We start from the raw sequence: 17201 nt of genomic DNA, 5'->3' as shown, positions 1-17201 counted from the left end.
GGATGGACACCGGCCGGCGACTGCGAGTCATATGCGGCCGATAGTGATCATCTCTTTCGTACGACGACGAAGTCCGCGAGCGCGACGAACTGCGCCCGCACCTGATCCTGCATCTGGACGGAGTCCAGGGCCTCGATGGCGACGGCGTACTGCCGACGCGCCTCCTCGGCGGTCCAGTCCCGGCCGCCGGCCTCTTCGATGAGGGCGGCGCGGGCCGCGAACTCCTCCTCGGAGAAGGTGTCGAAGTCGCTGCTCTTGGCGTCGGCGGCGAGAAGTTCACCGAGCCGCTCGGACGCGGGGCCGCCCGCGGCGAGCGCGGCGACGACGGGCAGGGACTTCTTGCGCTGGCGCAGATCGCTCCAGGTCTGCTTGCCGGTGGCCTCCGGGTCGCCCCAGATGCCGAGCAGGTCGTCGACGGCCTGGAAGGCGAGACCGAGGTGGTAGCCGTACTTCTCCAGCTGGTCCGCGGTCCGGTCGTCGGCGCCGCCGAGCACGGCGCCGATGGAGGAGGCGCAGGCCAGCAGGGCGCCGGTCTTGTTGCCCTCCATCTCCAGGCACTCCTCGACGGTGACCCGCTCGCGGTGCTCGTAGCTGATGTCCTGCGCCTGCCCGTCGATGAGGGCACGCGAGGCGGTGGTCAGGCGGCGCGTGGCACGGCCGGCCTCGGCGGTGCCGAGTTCGAGGAGCACCTCGTTGGCGAGGGCGAAGAGGGCGTCGCCGACGAGGATGGCCTGCGCCGGGCCGTGCACCTTCCAGACGGTGTCACGGTGGCGGCGCTGTTCGTCGCCGTCCATCAGGTCGTCGTGCAGGAGCGAGAAGTTGTGCACCAGCTCGACGGCGACCGCGCCGGGCACGCCCACCTCGGGTGCCGCGCCCGGGACCTGGGCGGACAGCACGGCGAGCGCGGGACGTACGGCCTTGCCGCCGTCCCCGTCGGCCGGGTTGCCCTGTGCGTCGATCCAGCCGAAGTGATAGGCGGCGACGGTGTCCATCGGGTGTGCGAGGCGGTCCACGGCGGCCCGCAGCACCGGGGTGGCCAGGGTCCGGCCGCGCTCGAGCAGCGCGGTCACGTCCACCGCGTCGGCAGCCGGTTCGGCCGAGGGCACAGCGGGCACAGGGTCTCCTTTTGTTGCGTCGCCGGGGGCCGGATGGTCCGCCCCCTGGAGATCGAGCTTCATGCCGCCTCCCGGAACAGATGACCGCGTGGGCGGTCGAGTGCGGCGAGAGCGGCATCGGCGGCGCTGACACCGCTGCGTACCGCGCTTTCCATGGTCGCGGGCCACCCGGTGGCGGTCCACGCGCCGGCCAGGTACAGGCCGGGGGCGTTCGTGCGGGCCGTGGGCCGCAGCGCGCCGACGCCCGGGGTCGGCGCGAAGGTCGCCGTGCGCTCCCGGGTGACGAAGAAGTCGAGCACTTTCGCGCCCCGCGCGGCGGGCAGCAGGCGCTCGAACTCGGGAAGGTAGCGCTCGCGGAGCACGGCGACGGGCTCGTCGATCTCGTCCTGCGCGGCGGACTGGGACACCGCGAGGTACTGCCCCTCGGTGAGTCCGGAGGCTTCCGTGCGGTCGAAGACCCACTGCACGGGCGAGCCGAGCGCGGTGAAGAAGGGCCGCTTGAGGACCTTGCGGTCGTAGACGACGTGCAGGTTGAGGATCGGCGCGGTCCCGATGGAGAGCAGCCGCTCGGCGTCGTCGAGCGCGCCGTCGGGCAGCAGGTCGTACGTCTCGCGCTGGGGCACGGCGAGCACGACGGCGTCCGCCACGATCCGCTCCCCGGGAACCTCCACACTCCAACGCCCGTTCTCGGTACGGGAGACGGAGGTGACGCGTGCACGGAGTTCGGTGCGTACGCCCGCGGAGTCGAGCGCCTTGCGGGCGAGAGTGTCGTGGAGTTCACCGAGGGGGACGCGCGCCCAGCCGATGTCGGCCGCGCCCGGTTCGGACAGCAGCCCCGTCTTGAACACCATGGCGGCGAGCCCGAGCGAGGACTCGCCGGCGACGGCGTTCAGGGTGGCGACGCCCACCAGGTCCCAGAGGGCCTCGATGGCGCGCCGCGACTGGCCGTGCTCGGCCAGCCAGCTGCCGAAGTCCCGTTCGTCCAGGGCCGGATCACCCAGGTCGAGCCCCTTGAGGGCCAGCGCGGCACGCCCTACGTTGGCGCGCTCGGCGAGCGAGAGATGCGGATACGTCGCGAGGCTCGCGGCAAGATGCAGCGGCACGGGCAACGCGGTGCGGCGCAGTCTGCCGAGCCGGTTCCTGTCGGCGTCGAGCACGGGTACGTCGAGACGTTCCTGCAGGGGCGCCAGGGCCGTGCCGTCGATGCGGTCGAGGAACCAGCGGTATGCGGTGCAGCAGCGCAGGTACACGTGCTGGCCGTTGTCGACGGTGAGGTCGCCGCGCTTGAAGGAGAACGCCAGGCCGCCCAGTCTCGGGCGTCCTTCGAGCAGGGTGACGTCGAGGCCCGCGTCGGCGAGCGCGAGGGCGGCCGTGGCCCCGGCGAGACCTCCGCCGACCACGACCGCGGTCTGCCGTCCGGTGCCGTCGGCGGTGTTCGCGTCCGGCCCCTCGGGCCGCATGTTCCCGTCGCTCATGCGCCCTCCCCTTCGGCCGTTCCGTCAGTGTGCGCGCGATGGTTGAAAGACGCACGGCAAGCCGCTGAAGTCATGGACGCCGCGTCGGCGTGGAGGGTTGCCCGCCGTTTCCCGTCGGTGCGGACCGCTCTGTCGGACGTGCTCATCAGACACGCCTCCTGAGGGACTGCCGGGAGACGCTGCGGGCGTCGAGTCCGGACAGGCCGCGCACGGCGACGTAGGCCTTCTCGCGCCCGGGGAGCGAGACGCGCCCGCGCAGGACGGCCTCGGGCTCGCGCTCGATGCGGTCGAGCAGGCGCCGGTAGATGCCGGCCATGGCGGCGACGCAGGCGCCGCTGCGCCGGTCGAGAAGCGGAAGCAGCCGGTATCCCTCGGCGAACAGGGCGCGGGCGCGGCGCACCTCGAAGTGCACGAGGCCCGCGAAGTCCGAGCCCGCCGGGGGCGTCGGGGCGTCGAAGCCGGCCGAGCAGCCGAACTTGGCGAGGTCGTCGGCCGGCAGGTAGGTGCGGCCGTCCGCCGCGTCCTCCCGCACGTCGCGCAGGATGTTCGTGAGCTGGAGCGCGAGCCCGAGCGTGTCCGCGTACTCGGAGGCGCGCTCGGCGCCGCGCGCGCCCGGCTCGGTGCCGAAGACGCCGAGCGAGACCCGGCCGATGGCGCCGGCGACGCAGCGGCAGTAGACCTTGAGGTCGTCCCAGGTCTCGTACGTCTCGCCGCGCAGGTCCATCAGGACACCGTCGATGAGTTCGTCGAGGCCGCCGAGCGGGATCGGGAACCGCTGCGCGGCATGCGCGAGGGCGACGCCCACCGGGTCGGTGTCGTCCTCCGCCACAGCGCCGTCACGGATCCGGGCGAGCAGTGCCCGGGTCTCGTCGAGCCGGTCGGCCTTGACGTCCTGCGGCAGCCCTCCGTCGCCGATGTCGTCGACGCGGCGCGAGAACGCGTACACCGCCGACATGGCCCGCCGCTTGGCCGTCGGCAGCAGCCTGATGCCGTAGGCGAAGTTGCGCGCCTGCTGTCCGGTCACGGTCTCGCAGTAGCTGTATGCGGCGAGTACCGCTGCCGACACGTGCTGGTCTGACTCCACGGTCCGGCTCACCCCTCTCCTCGCAGAGTCGCTCCCACCTCACGCAGCAACCGGAGCTTGGTGGGCTTGGGCGGTCCAGGAAGTACGTCGTACGAAACGGCGGCGATCGCGGTGACCGCCGCCCTCCCCCCAGCCACGAACCCGGCAAGCAGCAGCTTCAGCCTGCCGTGGACGCTACCCACGAGGGGGGTGCCTTCATTCAGGAGACCGAGGGCGCGTTCGGCCTCGAACGCGACCAGGGCGCGCACCGACGCGCCCGCCGTGGGTGCGGCGAGATCGGACTCCTGGACGTGGAACTGTTTCATGTCCTCGGCGGGCAGATAGATCCGCCCCTGCCGCAGGTCCTCGCCGACGTCCTGAAGGTGTTCGACGATCTGCAGGCCGGTGCACACGGAATCCGAGAGGCGGATGCGCTCGGGGGTCGCGGTGCCGGTGATCGCGAGGACGAGGCGGCCGACCGGGTTGGCGGAGAGCTCGCAGTAGGCCAGCAGGTCGTCGTACGTCTCGTAGCGCGTGACCAGCTGGTCCTGGCGGTTGGCCTCGATGAGGCCGAGGAAGGGTTCGGGGGTGAGGCCGCGACGGTGCACGGTGGGCTGCAGGGCACGCAGAAGGGGGTGTCGGGGGATGGAATCGAACACCCGGTGAAGATCGGCCTCGAAGGCGTCGAGCAAAGCCAGCCGGTCCCCGTCAGCCCGTTCGGGTGACACGCCGAGGAGGCGGGCGTCGGCGCCGCCGGGAGCGAGGTCGCCGTCACCGATGTCGTCGACGAGGCGGGCGAAGCCGTAGACCGCCATGAGGTCGTCGCGCCAGTCCCGGGGCAGGAAGAAGGGGGCCACCGGAAAATTCTCGTCGGTGGCCTTGTCGAGTGTCGCCCCGGCCGGGGACCCGGCGGACGCTCCCGATGATCCCCTCACCACGCGCTGCCCGGTACTAGGACGGCGAAAGCATCGTGGAGCTGGAGAGTTTCCATAGCCATTGCCGTCACATCTCCCGTTCTACACTGCCGATCCAAAACATCCTATTTCGGACACGCCGCCCAATCTCGGGCACGACAGACCGACCCCCTACGTCGGGATGTCGCGCATTATCGCCCCTTTGCCGCGAATCGGCACCGGTACAGCTTACGTTGTACAACCGGCCCTGCCCCGACGGGGTTTCGTGCAGATCACAACAACACACCGATTGACTCCAAGCTTCCCTGCACGCAAGGAAGTTGACCTTCACTTGACCTCGGCGGGAATCAATTGCCATCTACATGCATATCAAGGCCCCGCCGAAGATGTCCCGGCGGGGCCTTGAGACGCGAAATCGGGTGCGGAGGGTTGCCCGGGGGCGACCGGACTACTTGCCCGTGAACTTCTCGTACTCCTTGAGTACCTCAGCTGTCGGTCCGTCCATACGCAGCTCGCCGCGCTCCAGCCAGAGCACACGGTCGCAGGTGTCACGGATCGACTTGTTGTTGTGACTGACGAGGAAGACCGTGCCGGCCTCCTTGCGCAGCTCCCGGATGCGGGCCTCGGAGCGCTTCTGGAACTTGCGGTCACCCGTGGCCAGGGCTTCGTCGATCATGAGGACGTCGTGGTCCTTGGCGGCCGCGATGGAGAAGCGCAGCCGCGCCGCCATACCGGAGGAGTAGGTGCGCATCGGGAGCGTGATGAAGTCGCCCTTCTCGTTGATGCCCGAGAAGTCGACGATCTCCTGGTAACGCTCCCGGATCTGCTCGCGGGACATACCCATCGCGAGCCCGCCGAGTATGACGTTCCGCTCGCCCGTCAGGTCGTTCATGAGCGCCGCGTTCACACCGAGGAGCGAGGGCTGGCCGTCGGTGAAGACCTTGCCCTTCTCCGCCGGCAGGAGCCCGGCGATGGCGCGCAGCAGGGTCGACTTGCCGGACCCGTTCGAGCCGATCAGGCCGATGGCCTCGCCGCGGTACGCGGTGAAGGTGACGCCCTTGACGGCGTGCACCTTGCGGACTCCGCGCTCCTCGCCGCGCTTGACGATGCGGCTCAGCGCGGAGGTCGCGCTGCCCTTGCCCGTCTTGGCGCCGTTGACGCGGTACACGATGTGCAGCCCGTCCGCGATGACGGTCGGGATGTGTCCCTTGCCCGCGTTCTTGCCCAGGATGTCTTCGTCAGCCACGGCCGTACCGCTCCTCGGACTTCCAGAAGTAGACGAAGCCGCCGACGGCGACCAGTACCGCCCAGCCGACCGCGACCGCCCATACGTGCGGCGGCAGGTTGCCGGAGTCGTATCCGTCGATGAGCGCGAAGCGCATCAGGTCCATGTAGATGGCGGCCGGGTTCCACTGCAGGACGTCGGCGACCCACGCGGGCTTGTCGGCCAGCATGATCGGGATGGAGAACATCACGCCGGACGCGTACATCCACGTACGCATCACGAACGGCATGAGCTGCGCCAGGTCCGGGGTCTTCGAGCCCATCCTCGCCATGATCAGCGCGAGTCCGGTGTTGAAGAGGAACTGGAGCGCGAGCACCGGGACGATCAGCAGCCAGGACAGACCCGGGTAGCTGCCGAAGCCGATCGCGACGATGAACAGGACGGTCATCGAGAACAGCAGCTGCTGGAGCTGCTGGAGCGCGAACGAGATCGGCAGCGAGGCCCGTGGGAAGTGCAGGGCGCGCACCAGACCCAGATTGCCCGAGATCGCCCGCACGCCCGCCATCACCGAGCTCTGCGTGAAGGTGAAGACGAAGACGCCCGTGACCAGGAACGGGATGTACACGTCCATCGACATGCCCCGGCTGGCGTGCAGGATGAGGCCGAAGATGAGGTAGTACACGGCCGCGTTCAGCAGCGGCGTCGCCACCTGCCAGAGCTGGCCGAGCTTGGCCTGGCTGTACTGGGCGGTGAGCTTCGCCTGTGAGAAGGCGAGGATGAAGTGACGCCGGCCCCACAGCTGGCTGACGTACTCGAACAGGCCGGGCCTGGCGCCACTGACGGTCAGACCGTACTTGGCGGCCAGGTCGGCCGGGGAGAGCCCCTCATCGGGCGACGGACGCGCGGTCACCGCGACACCGCCGTCATGCGTTGTCTCACTCACTAGTGGAAACTTTCGTCTTCAAAGTGCGCAGCCGGTCGGGCATAGGCATGAGCCAGGGACCGGGGTACGGGCCGAATGCTCAGACACGAGCTTGTCAGATGATCGGAGGTCGGCCCAGTCGGGTCAGGCGCCACACCGTACGCCACTTCATGGGCCGCCTGGGGCCGCACGGGCTCGTCCAGCCTTCCTTGAACCCGCCGAACCAGGCCTTCAGCGCAGGTCCGGAGGGTCGGCGGGCGAGCGTGAGGAGCAGCCAGACGCCGAGGTAGACGGGGACGATGAGCGCGGGCAGATTGCGGCGCGCGAGCCAGACCCGGTTCCTGGCGACCATGCGGTGGTAGACCGCGTGCCGGGAGGGGGCCGTCGTCGGGTGGTGCAGCACCATGTCCGCGCGGTAGTCGATCATCCAGCCCGCGTCGAGGGCACGCCAGGCGAGGTCGGTCTCCTCGTGGGCGTAGAAGAACTCGTCGGGCAGGCCGCCGACCTCCGCGATCACGCGGGTGCGCACCGCGTTGGCGCCGCCGAGGAACGTGGTGACGCGCGAGGAGCGCATCGGGTCGGCGGCGCGCAGGCGCGGGACGTGGCGGCGCTGGGTGACGCCGGTCTCCGGGTCGGCAATCCGGAAGCTGACGATGCCCAGCTTCGGGTCGGACGCGAAAGCCTCGCGGCACAGCTGAGCGGTGTCCGTCTTCGGCAGGAGGCCGTCGTCGTCGAGGAAGAGCAGCACGTCCACGTCGGAGCCCGAGGGCCCGAAGGCCTCGATGCCGACGTTGCGGCCGCCCGGGATGCCGAGGTTCTCGGGCAGTTCGACGGTGCGCACACCGGCGGGGACGTCCGGGACCGGGGAGCCGTTGCCGACCACGACCACCTCGACCCGGTCGCCGTCCTGCTTGGCGACGGAGTCGAGGAGGGCGCGCAGCTCCTCGGGGCGGTTGCCCATGGTGATGATCACCGCGCCGACCTTCATCGCCGTACTCACTTCAGCCTGCTCGACGCGAGGATGGACACCAGGTGCAGCACGGTCTGGAGCAGCGCGATGCCGGCCAGGACCGCGACCCCCAGGCGCGTGAAGAACAGGTCGCCCCGGATCTGGTCGACGATCGCGAGGACCAGGATCAGCAGCGATGCCTCGATGCCGAGGATGAGGCGGTGGAACTTCAGCGCGGACGCCGCCTTGCGGGCGAGCGCCATGCCGGAGGACTTGATCTCGGAGGCGGACTCCTTGACCTGCTCCCGGCCGCTCTGCGCGCGGGCCACGCCGACCAGGTCCGTCTCGGCCTTGATCAGGATGGCGCCGAGCGCGGCGAGCGTCCCGAGGAAGGCCCACAGCCAGTCGATCCGGCCGGAACCCCACAGGTCGGCGGCGCGCAGGCCGAAGCCGACGAGGACCGCGGCGTCGGTCAGGTACGCGCCGACGCGGTCCATCCAGACGCCGGCGAGCGAGTACTGCTTGCGCCAGCGGGCGATCTCGCCGTCGACGCAGTCGAGCAGCAGGTACAGCTGGACCGCGACGACGCCGAGAACGGCGCCCCAGACACCCGGGACCAGCAGCGCGGGCGCCGCGAGGACGCCGCACACGGTCATCAGGTAGGTCAGCTGGTTGGGGCTGACCTTGGTGTTCACGAGGTGGCGGTCGATGCGCAGCGAGATCTCGCGCATGTAGAGCCGGCCGCCCCAGTGCTCGCCGCTCCGCCGGTCCTTCACCCCCGCGGGGTGAACGACCGGGCGCAGCTCAGCTACCGATGGCTTTTGCATAGTCGGCGTAGGCGTCCCTGATCTGGTCGGTGGACAGATTGAGGTGCTCGAGGATCGTGTACCGGCCCGGACGGGTCTGCGGCGCGAACTCCACGACCTGGACGAACTCGTCCACGGTGAAGCCGATCTCCTCGGGGGTCACGGGCAGGCCGTGCCTGCGCAGGACCTCGACCATATACAGCGACTCCTCGCGCGCTCCACGGAGGAACATCGCGAAGGCCGCGCCCAGGCCGCACTGCTCGCCGTGGCTCGCGGCGCGCTTGGGGAAGAGGAGGTCGAAGGCGTGGTTGATCTCGTGGCAGGCGCCGGAGGCCGGACGGGAGTCGCCCGACACCGACATCGCGATACCGGTGAGGACCAGTCCCTCCGCCAGGACCTGGAGGAACGAGTCGTCCCCCACGCCGCCGGGGTGGCGCAGCACGGCCTCGCCGGCCTGGCGGGCCATGGCGGCGGCCAGTCCGTCGATGTCCTCGCCGCGCTCGCGCGCGGCCAGTTCCCAGTCCGCGATCGCGGAGATGTTGGACAGGGCGTCGCCGATGCCGGAACGCACGAAGCGGACCGGGGCCTCACGGATGATGTCGAGGTCGATGACGACGGCGATCGGGTTCGGCACACCGTACGAGCCGCGGCCCGCGTCGTTGTCGAGCGTCGCGACCGGCGAGCACAGGCCGTCGTGCGACAGGTTCGTCGCGACGGCGACCAGCGGCAGGCCGACGCGCGCCGCGGCGAACTTGGCGCAGTCGATGATCTTGCCGCCGCCGAGGCCCACGACCGCGTCGTAGCGGCCCTTCTTTATGGCCTCGGCGAGCTTGATCGCGTCGTCCAGCGTCCCGCCGCCGACCTCGAACCACTCCGCACGGGGCAGCTGCGGTTCGAGGCGCTTGCGCAGGACCGCGCCCGAGCCACCGCTGATCGCGATGGCCAGGCGTCCGGTGGACGACGAGATCCGCTGGTCGGCAAGGACGGTCGCCAGGTCGTCGATCGCCCCCGCCCGGATGTCGACGACAACCGGCGAGGGGATGAGCCTCGTCAGTACTGGCACGCGATCTCACGTCCCTTGGCGAGGTCGTCGTGGTTGTCGATCTCGACCCACTTCACCTCGCCGATCGGGGCGACGTCGATCCTGAAACCGCGGTTCACGAGCTCCTGGTAGCCGTGCTCGTAGAACTGCTGCGGGTCCGTCTCGAAGACGGTCTTGAGCGCGTCGGCGAGCTCGTCGGCCGCCTCGCCCTCGATGAGCGTGACGCCGATGTACTCACCGGTCGCCTCGGCCGGGTCCATCAGCTTGGTGATCTTCGTCATGCCGCCCTCGGGGCCGACGACGACCTTCATCTCCTCGTCGGCGAGGGACTTCACCGTGTCGAGGGCGAGGATGATCTTCTTGCCGTCGCCGCGGGCGGCGAGCAGCGTCTTCTCGACGGAGACCGGGTGCACGGTGTCGCCGTTGGCGAGGATCACCGAGTGCTTGATCGCGTCACGGCCGCACCACAGGGAGTAGGCGTTGTTCCACTCCTCGGCCTTGTCGTTGTCGATCAGGGTGATCTTGACGCCGTACTTCTGCTCGAGCGCCTCGCGGCGCTCGTAGACGGCCTCCTTGCGGTACCCGACGATGATCGCGACCTCGGTCAGACCGATCTCGGCGAAGTTGCCGAGAGTCAGGTCCAGGACCGTGAGGCTCTCCTCGTCACCCTCGGGGCCGACCGGCACCAGGGCCTTGGGCAGGGTGTCGGTGTAGGGACGCAGACGCCGTCCGGCGCCGGCAGCCAGCACGAGGCCGATCATGCGGGTTCTCCTTCATCGTGTACGGCGGGTGCGCCGCGCCTGTGGGCGGTCACCCAGTAGCGGATGCTCTCGACGAGCACCACCAGTGCCACGGCCACGGCGCAAACCGTGAGCGCGACAGTGAAATCTGTGTCGGTGAGCAGTGCGGCGATCACCGTGACCACCAGCGTCCTGCCCTCGTGCCCGCCGATCGCCCGGACCAGCCAGTGCGGGGGCGCGCCGGTGCCACCGCGAATGCGGTACACCGTGTCGTAGTGATGGTAGGCGACCGCGGCCACCAGTCCGAAAGCTGCCGGCAACGCTCCGTTTACGTCCGCTTTCGCTGCGATCAGCAGGATCGTGCCGTATTCGGCGGCGCGGAAGACGGGCGGGACCAGCCAGTCGAGAGGGCCCTTGAGGGGGCGCGAGACGGCCGCGGCGGAGGTCAGCGCGTAGACGGCGGCGCCGAGGACGGGCCACCAGCTGCCGTAGTCCGACAGCGCTGTGGCGAGTACGAGGACCAGGGCGCCGAGCGCGGCGACGGCCGGGGCCGTGTGACGAGGCACACCGCGCACCGCGCGCTGGAGGAGTTCGCTCAGCGGGCCGCTGTCGGAGAGCTCCGCGAGGGCCTGGGCGGCACGGTCCGTGCGGGTGGCCCGCCGGGTCAGCGAGCGCAGGACGCGGCCGGCCGTGGTGTACGTCGCCGCGAGGGCGCAGCCGATCAGCAGGACGATGAACGTGACACGCGGTGTCGTCAGCGCGGTGAGTACCGCGATCAGGGCCCAGCGTTCGCCGATCGGCAGCACTATCATCCGGCGCACCCAGACCGTCCACCCGACGCTGTCGAGCTTGTCGGAGAGGGCCGCGGTGGGGCTGGTGTTCGCCGTCGCGTCGTGATTCGCCTCGTTGAAGGAGAAGTCCACGACATGGCGGCAGGTCTGCAGGACCATCGCGCCGAGCGCGAGCGCCCACACGTCGTCACCGCCGCGGGCCGCGCCGAGCGCGAGGCCCGCGTAGTAGGCGTACTCCTTGGCCCGGTCGAAGGTCGCGTCGAGCCAGGCACCGAGCGTCGAGTACTGCAGGGAGTAGCGGGCGAGCTGCCCGTCCGTGCAGTCCAGGACGAAGGAGAAGAGGAGCAGCAGGCCCGCGGCGACGAAGCCGAGGCGGGTGCCGGTGGCCGCGCAGCCCGCCGCGATCAGCGCGGTGACCAGCGAGGCGGTCGTCACCTGGTTCGGGGTGAGACCGCGCCGGGCGCACCAGCGGGCGATGTAGCGGGAGTACGGGCTGATGCAGTAGGTCGTGAAGAAGCCGTCGCGCGCCTTGACCGCCGTACGCAGCCGGACCGCCTCGTCGTCGACGGCGGCGACCGCCTGGCGGGCCTCGTTGCGGGCCTGCGGGTCGGCGGGCACGGCGGCGACGAGCTCACCGAGCTCGGGCCGGTGGACGTCGGTGCCGTACGCCGCTGCCAGGCGCTCGGCGACACGGTCGGCGAGCACACCGGCGAGGGTGCCGGCCCGCGCGCCGAAGTCCGCCGCGGACGGCCCTTCGGCGGTGTCACGCAGGGCGCCGGTCAGCGCCTCGCGGGCCGCGGGCTGTACGGAGACGGCTCCGGGGACGGCCGAGGCGGCGAAACGGGGGTCGGTGAGGCCGAGGCGCAGGGCGTGGGTGTGGCCCACGAAGCCCGCGTCGACGAGCGCGACCCGCTGTCCTGCCGGGACCGCGGCGAGCGCCGCCCCTGCCTGTGCGGCGTCCGGGGCGAGCCGCACGTCGAAGCCGAGTGCCCGCAGCTCGCCCTCGAGCGACGACCCGGGTACCGGCTGACCGGTGACGATGGCGGTCGACAGACGAACTCACTCCTTGGATTGCCTGCACGCCGGCGTAGTGGGCACAGGCGTGATGGGGGCGCCCCGGGCCGAGTACGGCCGGGCGGCACGTCGGCAGAGGCTATCGGATGATGAGAAGCGGACGTTCACCGCCCGTTCATGGCCCGATAAGAGCGGTCTGAGCGTGCGCGACCGCCCCGTCATCATTGTCGATCAAGGCCCCGCCCTACAAACTGCCGCTCGCGCGAGGGCCCGGCAGGGCCCATGGGGACACGCCCTAGGGTGGTCGACCATGACATGGCTGATCACAGGCGGAGCGGGTTATATCGGGGCACATGTGGCGCGGGCGATGGCCGCCGCCGGGGAGGACGTGGTCGTCCTCGACGACCTCTCGACCGGGGTGACCGAACGGCTGCCGTCGGACATCGAGCTGGTCAGGGGCTCGGCCCTGGACTCCGAGCTGGTGAAGCGGGTGTGCGCCGAGCACGCCGTGACCGGTGTGGTGCATCTCGCGGCCCGCAAACAGGTCGGCGAGTCCGTGGAGCGGCCCGAGCTCTACTACCGCGACAACGTGGGCGGCCTGGCGGTGCTCCTGGACACGGCCGCCGCGGCCGGCGTGCGGCGCTTCGTCTTCTCCTCGTCCGCCGCCGTGTACGGAAACCCGGATGTGGACCTCATCACGGAGTCCACCCCCTGCGCGCCGATGAGCCCCTACGGCGAGACGAAGCTGGCGGGCGAGTGGCTGGTGCGGGCGGCCGGGCGGGCGCACGGCATGGCGACCGTGTGCCTGCGCTACTTCAACGTGGCGGGCGCCGCTTCCCCCGAGCTCGCGGACACCGGCGTCTTCAATGTGATCCCGATGATCTTCGACCGGCTGAGCCGCGGCGAGGCCCCCCGGATCTTCGGTGACGACTACGACACGCCGGACGGCACCTGTGTACGTGACTATCTGCACGTCGCCGATCTCGCCGAGGCCCACCTCGCCGCCGCGCGCCGGCTGACCGAGCCGGGCGCGACGGGCGACCTGACGGTGAACATCGGCTCCGGCGAGGGCGTCTCCGTGCGCGAACTGGCCGACCTGATCTCCGAGGTCAGCGGTGACGCCCGGGCGGCAGTGGTCGAGCCGCGCCGCGCGGGCGACTCCCCGCACGCCGTGGCCTCGGCGGAACTCGCCGCGAAGGAACTCGGCTGGGCGACGAGCCGTGGGGTGCGCGACATGGTCGAGTCGGCCTGGGCGGGCTGGCGGCTGCGGCATCCGGACACCACCGCCGACTGACCCGGGCGACGCCCTGACCTGCGGCCATTTCCGCAGGTCAGGGCATATGACAACGGTGTTCAGTGCAGTGTTTGCAGATACCCCCTACCCGTAGTTCACTGTGATCGCGGGGGCGGCCGGCCAGGCGCGCCGACGAGCGGACGGAGGGCGGTTTCCATGGGGGCCGGACACGATCACGGGCACAGCCACGCACCCATGGGCACGGCCTCGGCCGCGCATCTGGGCCGGCTGCGCATCGCGCTCGGCATCACGCTGACCGTGATGGTGGTCGAGATCGTCGGCGGACTCCTCGCCGACTCGCTCGCCCTGGTCGCGGACGCCGCCCACATGGCGACCGACGCCCTCGGCCTCGGCATGGCGCTGCTCGCCATCCACTTCGCCAACCGCCCCGCGAGTGAACAGCGCACGTTCGGCTTCGCCCGCGCCGAGATCCTGGCCGCGCTCGCCAACTGCCTGCTGCTGCTCGGCGTCGGCGGCTATGTGCTGGTCGAGGCGATCCAGCGGTTCTTGCAGCCGGCCGAGACCGAGGGCGGGCTGACGATCGCCTTCGGCGTGATCGGCCTCGTCGCGAACATGATCTCGCTGGCGATCCTGATGCGCGGCCAGAAGGAGAGCCTCAACGTGCACGGCGCCTTCCTCGAGGTGGCCGCCGACGCACTGGGCTCGGTCGCCGTGATCATCTCGGCGACGATCATCCTGGCCACCGGCTGGCAGGCCGCCGACCCGATCGCGTCGATCGCGATCGGCCTCATGATCGTCCCGCGGACCGTGAAGCTGCTGCGGGAGACGCTGAACGTGCTGCTCGAAGCGGCACCGAAGGGCGTCGACATGGCGGAGGTGCGGGCCCACATCACGGAGCTGCCCGGCGTCCTGGACGTCCACGACCTGCACGCCTGGACGATCACTTCGGGCATGCCCGTCCTGTCCGCACACGTGGTCGTGAGCTCGGAGGCCCTCAACGCCATCGGCCACGAGAAGATGCTGCACGAGCTCCAGGGCTGCCTCGGCGTCCACTTCGACGTCGAGCACTGCACGTTCCAGCTGGAGCCGGTCGGTCACGCGGAGCACGAGGCCAAGCTCTGCCACTGACTTCCCGCACCCCCCGGCAGGCGCGCACGCAGCGTGCTACGTTGGCCACGAATCTTGAGGAGGTGGGTTGATGACTGTCGTCGCGGTGAGCGCTGCCCCGCGCAGCGACAGGTGCATCCCCGCCTTCCGGGCCCACGCCTGACCCCTCCCGCCCACCCGGCAGGAGCGCGCGTCAGCGGGGCCCTCTCACCCAAGGGTTCAAACCGTTGACCGACAACGTCGTACGTGACGCCTTCTTCGCCCTGCACCATGGACTTCCCCGGCAGGGCCCCGGCTCCGACTCCACCACCCTGCGGCTCCTCACCTTCGTGGGGCCGCTGCCCGAGCGCCCGCGCGTGCTCGACCTCGGCTGCGGCCCCGGCCACTCCGCGCTGCTCCTGGCCGCCGAGACCGGCGGCGAGGTCACCGCGGCCGACCTCCACGAGCCGTTCCTCGACGAGCTGCGCGCCGCCGCGAAGGCACGGGGCCTCGCCGACCGGATCCATCCCGTCCACGCCGACATGGGCGAACTCCCCTGTCAGGATGCTTCGTTCGATCTGATCTGGGCCGAGAGCTCCGCGTACTCCATCGGCTTCGACACCGCGCTGCGGCGGTGGAAGCGGCTGCTCGCCCCGGGCGGCTCGCTCGTACTCACCGAGTGCGAGTGGACCGCCGCCGACCCGTCCCCCGAGGCGCGGGCCTTCTGGGAGCCGCACTACGCGCTGCGGACGGCCGAGGAGAACCTCCGGGCCTGCACCGGCGCCGGGTACTCCGTGCTCGGTGTCCACCGGCAGCCCGAGTCCGACTGGGACGAGTACTACGGCCCGCTCGCCGAGCGCGCCGACGCCACGGACCCGCAGGCACCCGGCATGGCCGAGGCCCTCGCGGGCGCGCGCGCCGAGCTGGCGATGCGGCGCGAGCACGGCGGGGACTACGGCTACACCGGCTACGCGCTGCGCCCCGCGGCGTCGTGGCCCACGCGGCCGGAGACGGCCGCCGACATCGCGGCCGTGCACGCCGTGAACGCCGCCGCCTTCCCGACGGAGGCGGAGGCCGACCTGGTGGACGCCCTGCGGGCGGACGACGACGCGTGGCTGACGGGCCTGTCGTACGTCGCCGAGGCACCGGACGGCACCGTGGCGGCGCACGCGCTGATCACCCGCTGCCTCGTCGGCGGGGCGCCCGCTGCGGCCCTGGCACCCGTCGCGGTGCTTCCGCGGCACCAGCGCACGGGTGCCGGTTCGGCCGTCGTCAACGCGGTGCTCGACGCGGCACGCGCGCGTGGGGAGCAGCTCGTCCTCGTGCTCGGGCACCCCGAGTACTACCCGAGGTTCGGCTTCACGCCCGCCTCCGGGTACGCCATCCGGCCCGGGTTCGAGGTGCCCGACGAGGCGATGATGGCGCTCGTCCTGGGCGCGGCGGACGGTTCCTGGCAGGTGCCACAGGGCACGATCACCTACCCGGCCGCTTTCGGCGTCTGACCCTGTGCATGTCCCGCCCGGCCCCCGGGCGGGACATGCTGGCGCCGCCAAGTGCCTGGGCTGTCTGTCCCGTACGGCAGACTTGGGGTTCGAGGACCGAAGCGAAGGATGGGTATGCCGACCACACCTGCCACCGCGGCGAACAGCTCGTCGAACGGCACCGGAGAAGCGATCTTGCTGGAACTCGTGGACGAGGACGGCAGGACGATCGGCACGGCGGAGAAGCTCTCCGCGCATCAGGCGCCCGGACAGCTGCACAGAGCGTTCTCCGTGTTCCTCTTCGACGAACAGGGCCGGCTGCTGCTCCAGCAGCGCGCGCTCGGCAAGTACCACTCCCCCGGCGTGTGGTCGAACACGTGCTGCGGGCACCCGTACCCGGGCGAGGCGCCGTTCGCCGCGGCCGCCCGCCGGACCTTCGAGGAGCTGGGGGTCTCGCCCTCACTGCTCGCGGAGGCGGGGACCGTGCGCTACAACCACCCGGACCCGGACTCGGGCCTCGTGGAGCAGGAGTTCAACCACCTGTTCGTGGGGATGGTCCAGGCGCCGCTGCGGCCGGACCCCTCCGAGGTGGGCGAGACCGCCTATGTGACGGCGGAGGAGCTGACCGTGCGGCACGCCCAGGGGCCGTTCTCGTCGTGGTTCATGACCGTGCTGGACGCGGCGCGGCCCGCGATCCGGGAGCTGACGGGGCCGTCCGCCGGCTGGTGAGAACGCCGCTCAGACGCCGGCGGGTTTGAGGGGCAGGGCGGCCCAGATCACCTTGCCCCCGCTCGCCGTGTGCTCGACGTCGCACACCCCGCCCGCCTCGCGGGTGACCTCGCGCACGAGGAGGAGGCCGCGCCCGCCCGTCTGCCCGTCGGTGGCCTCCAGGGCGGTCGGGCGGTAGGGGTGCTCGTCCTCCACGGAGACGCGCACCCACTCGGCGCCGACCGCGACCTCCACCGCGAGGACGGGTGAGAGCAGGGCCGCGTGCCGCACGGCGTTGGTGACCAGCTCGGAGACGATGAGCAGCAGTCCCTGGACGAGGTCGTCGGAGGCGGGCACGCCCTGACGGACCAGCAGGTCACGGACGGCGTGCCGGGCCTGCGGCACGGACGCGTCGACGGCCTGCGCCGTGAAGCGCCAGACCCCCTCGTACGGCAGCGGACTTCCCGGTTGCTGGTCGGGGAGCACTCCCCCAGCGTCTTGAGGACTCGGGCGGGACCCCCACCCCTGGTCGCTCATCGTCCGGTCGCCGCCCTTGCGCTCGATTGTCACCACACATCGAGTGTTGGGAATCCACTGGTCCATACCGAATGACTG

The 17201-nt window shown here is 70.9% G+C and carries 17 protein-coding genes; 4 read left to right on the top strand and 13 right to left on the bottom strand.

What is annotated here, in order from left to right; all coding sequences use genetic code 11:
- Window positions 1–47: 47 nt before the first annotated feature.
- The 12 genes from ACZ67T_RS03465 to ACZ67T_RS03410 form a co-directional block, all read right to left on the bottom strand.
- On the bottom strand, window positions 48–1178 hold the full coding sequence (locus ACZ67T_RS03465; RefSeq protein ID WP_469981287.1) for a polyprenyl synthetase family protein: 1131 nt from the start codon (window positions 1176–1178) through the stop codon (window positions 48–50).
- A complete protein-coding gene (gene hpnE / locus ACZ67T_RS03460) occupies window positions 1175–2590 on the bottom strand; it encodes a hydroxysqualene dehydroxylase HpnE (RefSeq protein ID WP_469981286.1) in 1416 nt (471 codons plus the stop codon). Before hpnE ends, ACZ67T_RS03465 begins: the two co-directional genes overlap by 4 nt.
- On the bottom strand, window positions 2587–2736 hold the full coding sequence (locus ACZ67T_RS03455; RefSeq protein ID WP_469981285.1) for a DUF6380 family protein: 150 nt from the start codon (window positions 2734–2736) through the stop codon (window positions 2587–2589). The genes hpnE and ACZ67T_RS03455 overlap by 4 nt, the downstream gene beginning before the upstream one ends.
- Window positions 2736–3686 carry a presqualene diphosphate synthase HpnD gene (gene hpnD, locus ACZ67T_RS03450; protein ID WP_469981284.1) on the bottom strand — a complete coding sequence of 317 codons (951 nt, stop codon included), beginning with the start codon at window positions 3684–3686 and terminating at the stop codon, window positions 2736–2738. Before hpnD ends, ACZ67T_RS03455 begins: the two co-directional genes overlap by 1 nt.
- A complete protein-coding gene (gene hpnC, locus ACZ67T_RS03445) occupies window positions 3683–4588 on the bottom strand; it encodes a squalene synthase HpnC (RefSeq protein WP_469981387.1) in 906 nt (301 codons plus the stop codon). The genes hpnD and hpnC overlap by 4 nt, the downstream gene beginning before the upstream one ends.
- Window positions 4589–5015: 427 nt before the next feature.
- Window positions 5016–5813 (bottom strand): ABC transporter ATP-binding protein, encoded by a 798-nt coding sequence (locus tag ACZ67T_RS03440; protein WP_227298363.1) that lies wholly within the window; start codon window positions 5811–5813, stop codon window positions 5016–5018.
- Complete coding sequence (locus ACZ67T_RS03435; protein WP_469981283.1) at window positions 5806–6735, bottom strand: ABC transporter permease; 930 nt, start codon at window positions 6733–6735, stop codon at window positions 5806–5808. Before ACZ67T_RS03435 ends, ACZ67T_RS03440 begins: the two co-directional genes overlap by 8 nt.
- 94 nt (window positions 6736–6829) lie before the next feature.
- Entirely contained in the window at window positions 6830–7702 is an 873-nt protein-coding gene (locus tag ACZ67T_RS03430; protein WP_469981386.1) for a glycosyltransferase family 2 protein, read from the bottom strand.
- An 8-nt stretch (window positions 7703–7710) separates the two neighbouring features.
- Window positions 7711–8490 carry a CDP-alcohol phosphatidyltransferase family protein gene (locus tag ACZ67T_RS03425; RefSeq protein ID WP_469981282.1) on the bottom strand — a complete coding sequence of 260 codons (780 nt, stop codon included), beginning with the start codon at window positions 8488–8490 and terminating at the stop codon, window positions 7711–7713.
- Window positions 8468–9532 carry an iron-containing alcohol dehydrogenase family protein gene (locus ACZ67T_RS03420; RefSeq protein ID WP_453465568.1) on the bottom strand — a complete coding sequence of 355 codons (1065 nt, stop codon included), beginning with the start codon at window positions 9530–9532 and terminating at the stop codon, window positions 8468–8470. Before ACZ67T_RS03420 ends, ACZ67T_RS03425 begins: the two co-directional genes overlap by 23 nt.
- A complete protein-coding gene (locus ACZ67T_RS03415) occupies window positions 9520–10272 on the bottom strand; it encodes a phosphocholine cytidylyltransferase family protein (RefSeq protein ID WP_100591690.1) in 753 nt (250 codons plus the stop codon). The genes ACZ67T_RS03420 and ACZ67T_RS03415 overlap by 13 nt, the downstream gene beginning before the upstream one ends.
- On the bottom strand, window positions 10269–12095 hold the full coding sequence (locus ACZ67T_RS03410; protein WP_469981385.1) for a DUF5941 domain-containing protein: 1827 nt from the start codon (window positions 12093–12095) through the stop codon (window positions 10269–10271). Before ACZ67T_RS03410 ends, ACZ67T_RS03415 begins: the two co-directional genes overlap by 4 nt.
- Window positions 12096–12366: 271 nt before the next feature.
- On the opposite strand from ACZ67T_RS03410, the gene galE reads away from it, so the two are divergent.
- From galE to idi, 4 genes are all read left to right on the top strand, one after another.
- Entirely contained in the window at window positions 12367–13350 is a 984-nt protein-coding gene (gene galE, locus ACZ67T_RS03405) for a UDP-glucose 4-epimerase GalE (RefSeq protein WP_469981281.1), read from the top strand.
- Window positions 13351–13506: 156 nt separating this feature from the next.
- Complete coding sequence (locus ACZ67T_RS03400; protein ID WP_469981280.1) at window positions 13507–14439, top strand: cation diffusion facilitator family transporter; 933 nt, start codon at window positions 13507–13509, stop codon at window positions 14437–14439.
- A gap of 206 nt (window positions 14440–14645) precedes the next feature.
- Window positions 14646–15899 carry a bifunctional class I SAM-dependent methyltransferase/N-acetyltransferase gene (locus ACZ67T_RS03395; RefSeq protein ID WP_469981279.1) on the top strand — a complete coding sequence of 418 codons (1254 nt, stop codon included), beginning with the start codon at window positions 14646–14648 and terminating at the stop codon, window positions 15897–15899.
- A 114-nt stretch (window positions 15900–16013) separates the two neighbouring features.
- Window positions 16014–16607 (top strand): isopentenyl-diphosphate Delta-isomerase, encoded by a 594-nt coding sequence (idi, locus tag ACZ67T_RS03390; RefSeq protein ID WP_469981278.1) that lies wholly within the window; start codon window positions 16014–16016, stop codon window positions 16605–16607.
- Between the two features lie 9 nt (window positions 16608–16616).
- Here idi and ACZ67T_RS03385 read toward each other — a convergent pair whose 3' ends face one another.
- On the bottom strand, window positions 16617–17123 hold the full coding sequence (locus ACZ67T_RS03385; RefSeq protein WP_469981384.1) for an ATP-binding protein: 507 nt from the start codon (window positions 17121–17123) through the stop codon (window positions 16617–16619).
- Window positions 17124–17201: the final 78 nt, after the last annotated feature.

The organism is Streptomyces sp. NPDC107517 (assembly GCF_055582645.1).
This window is presented reverse-complemented; position numbering and strand designations above follow the sequence as displayed.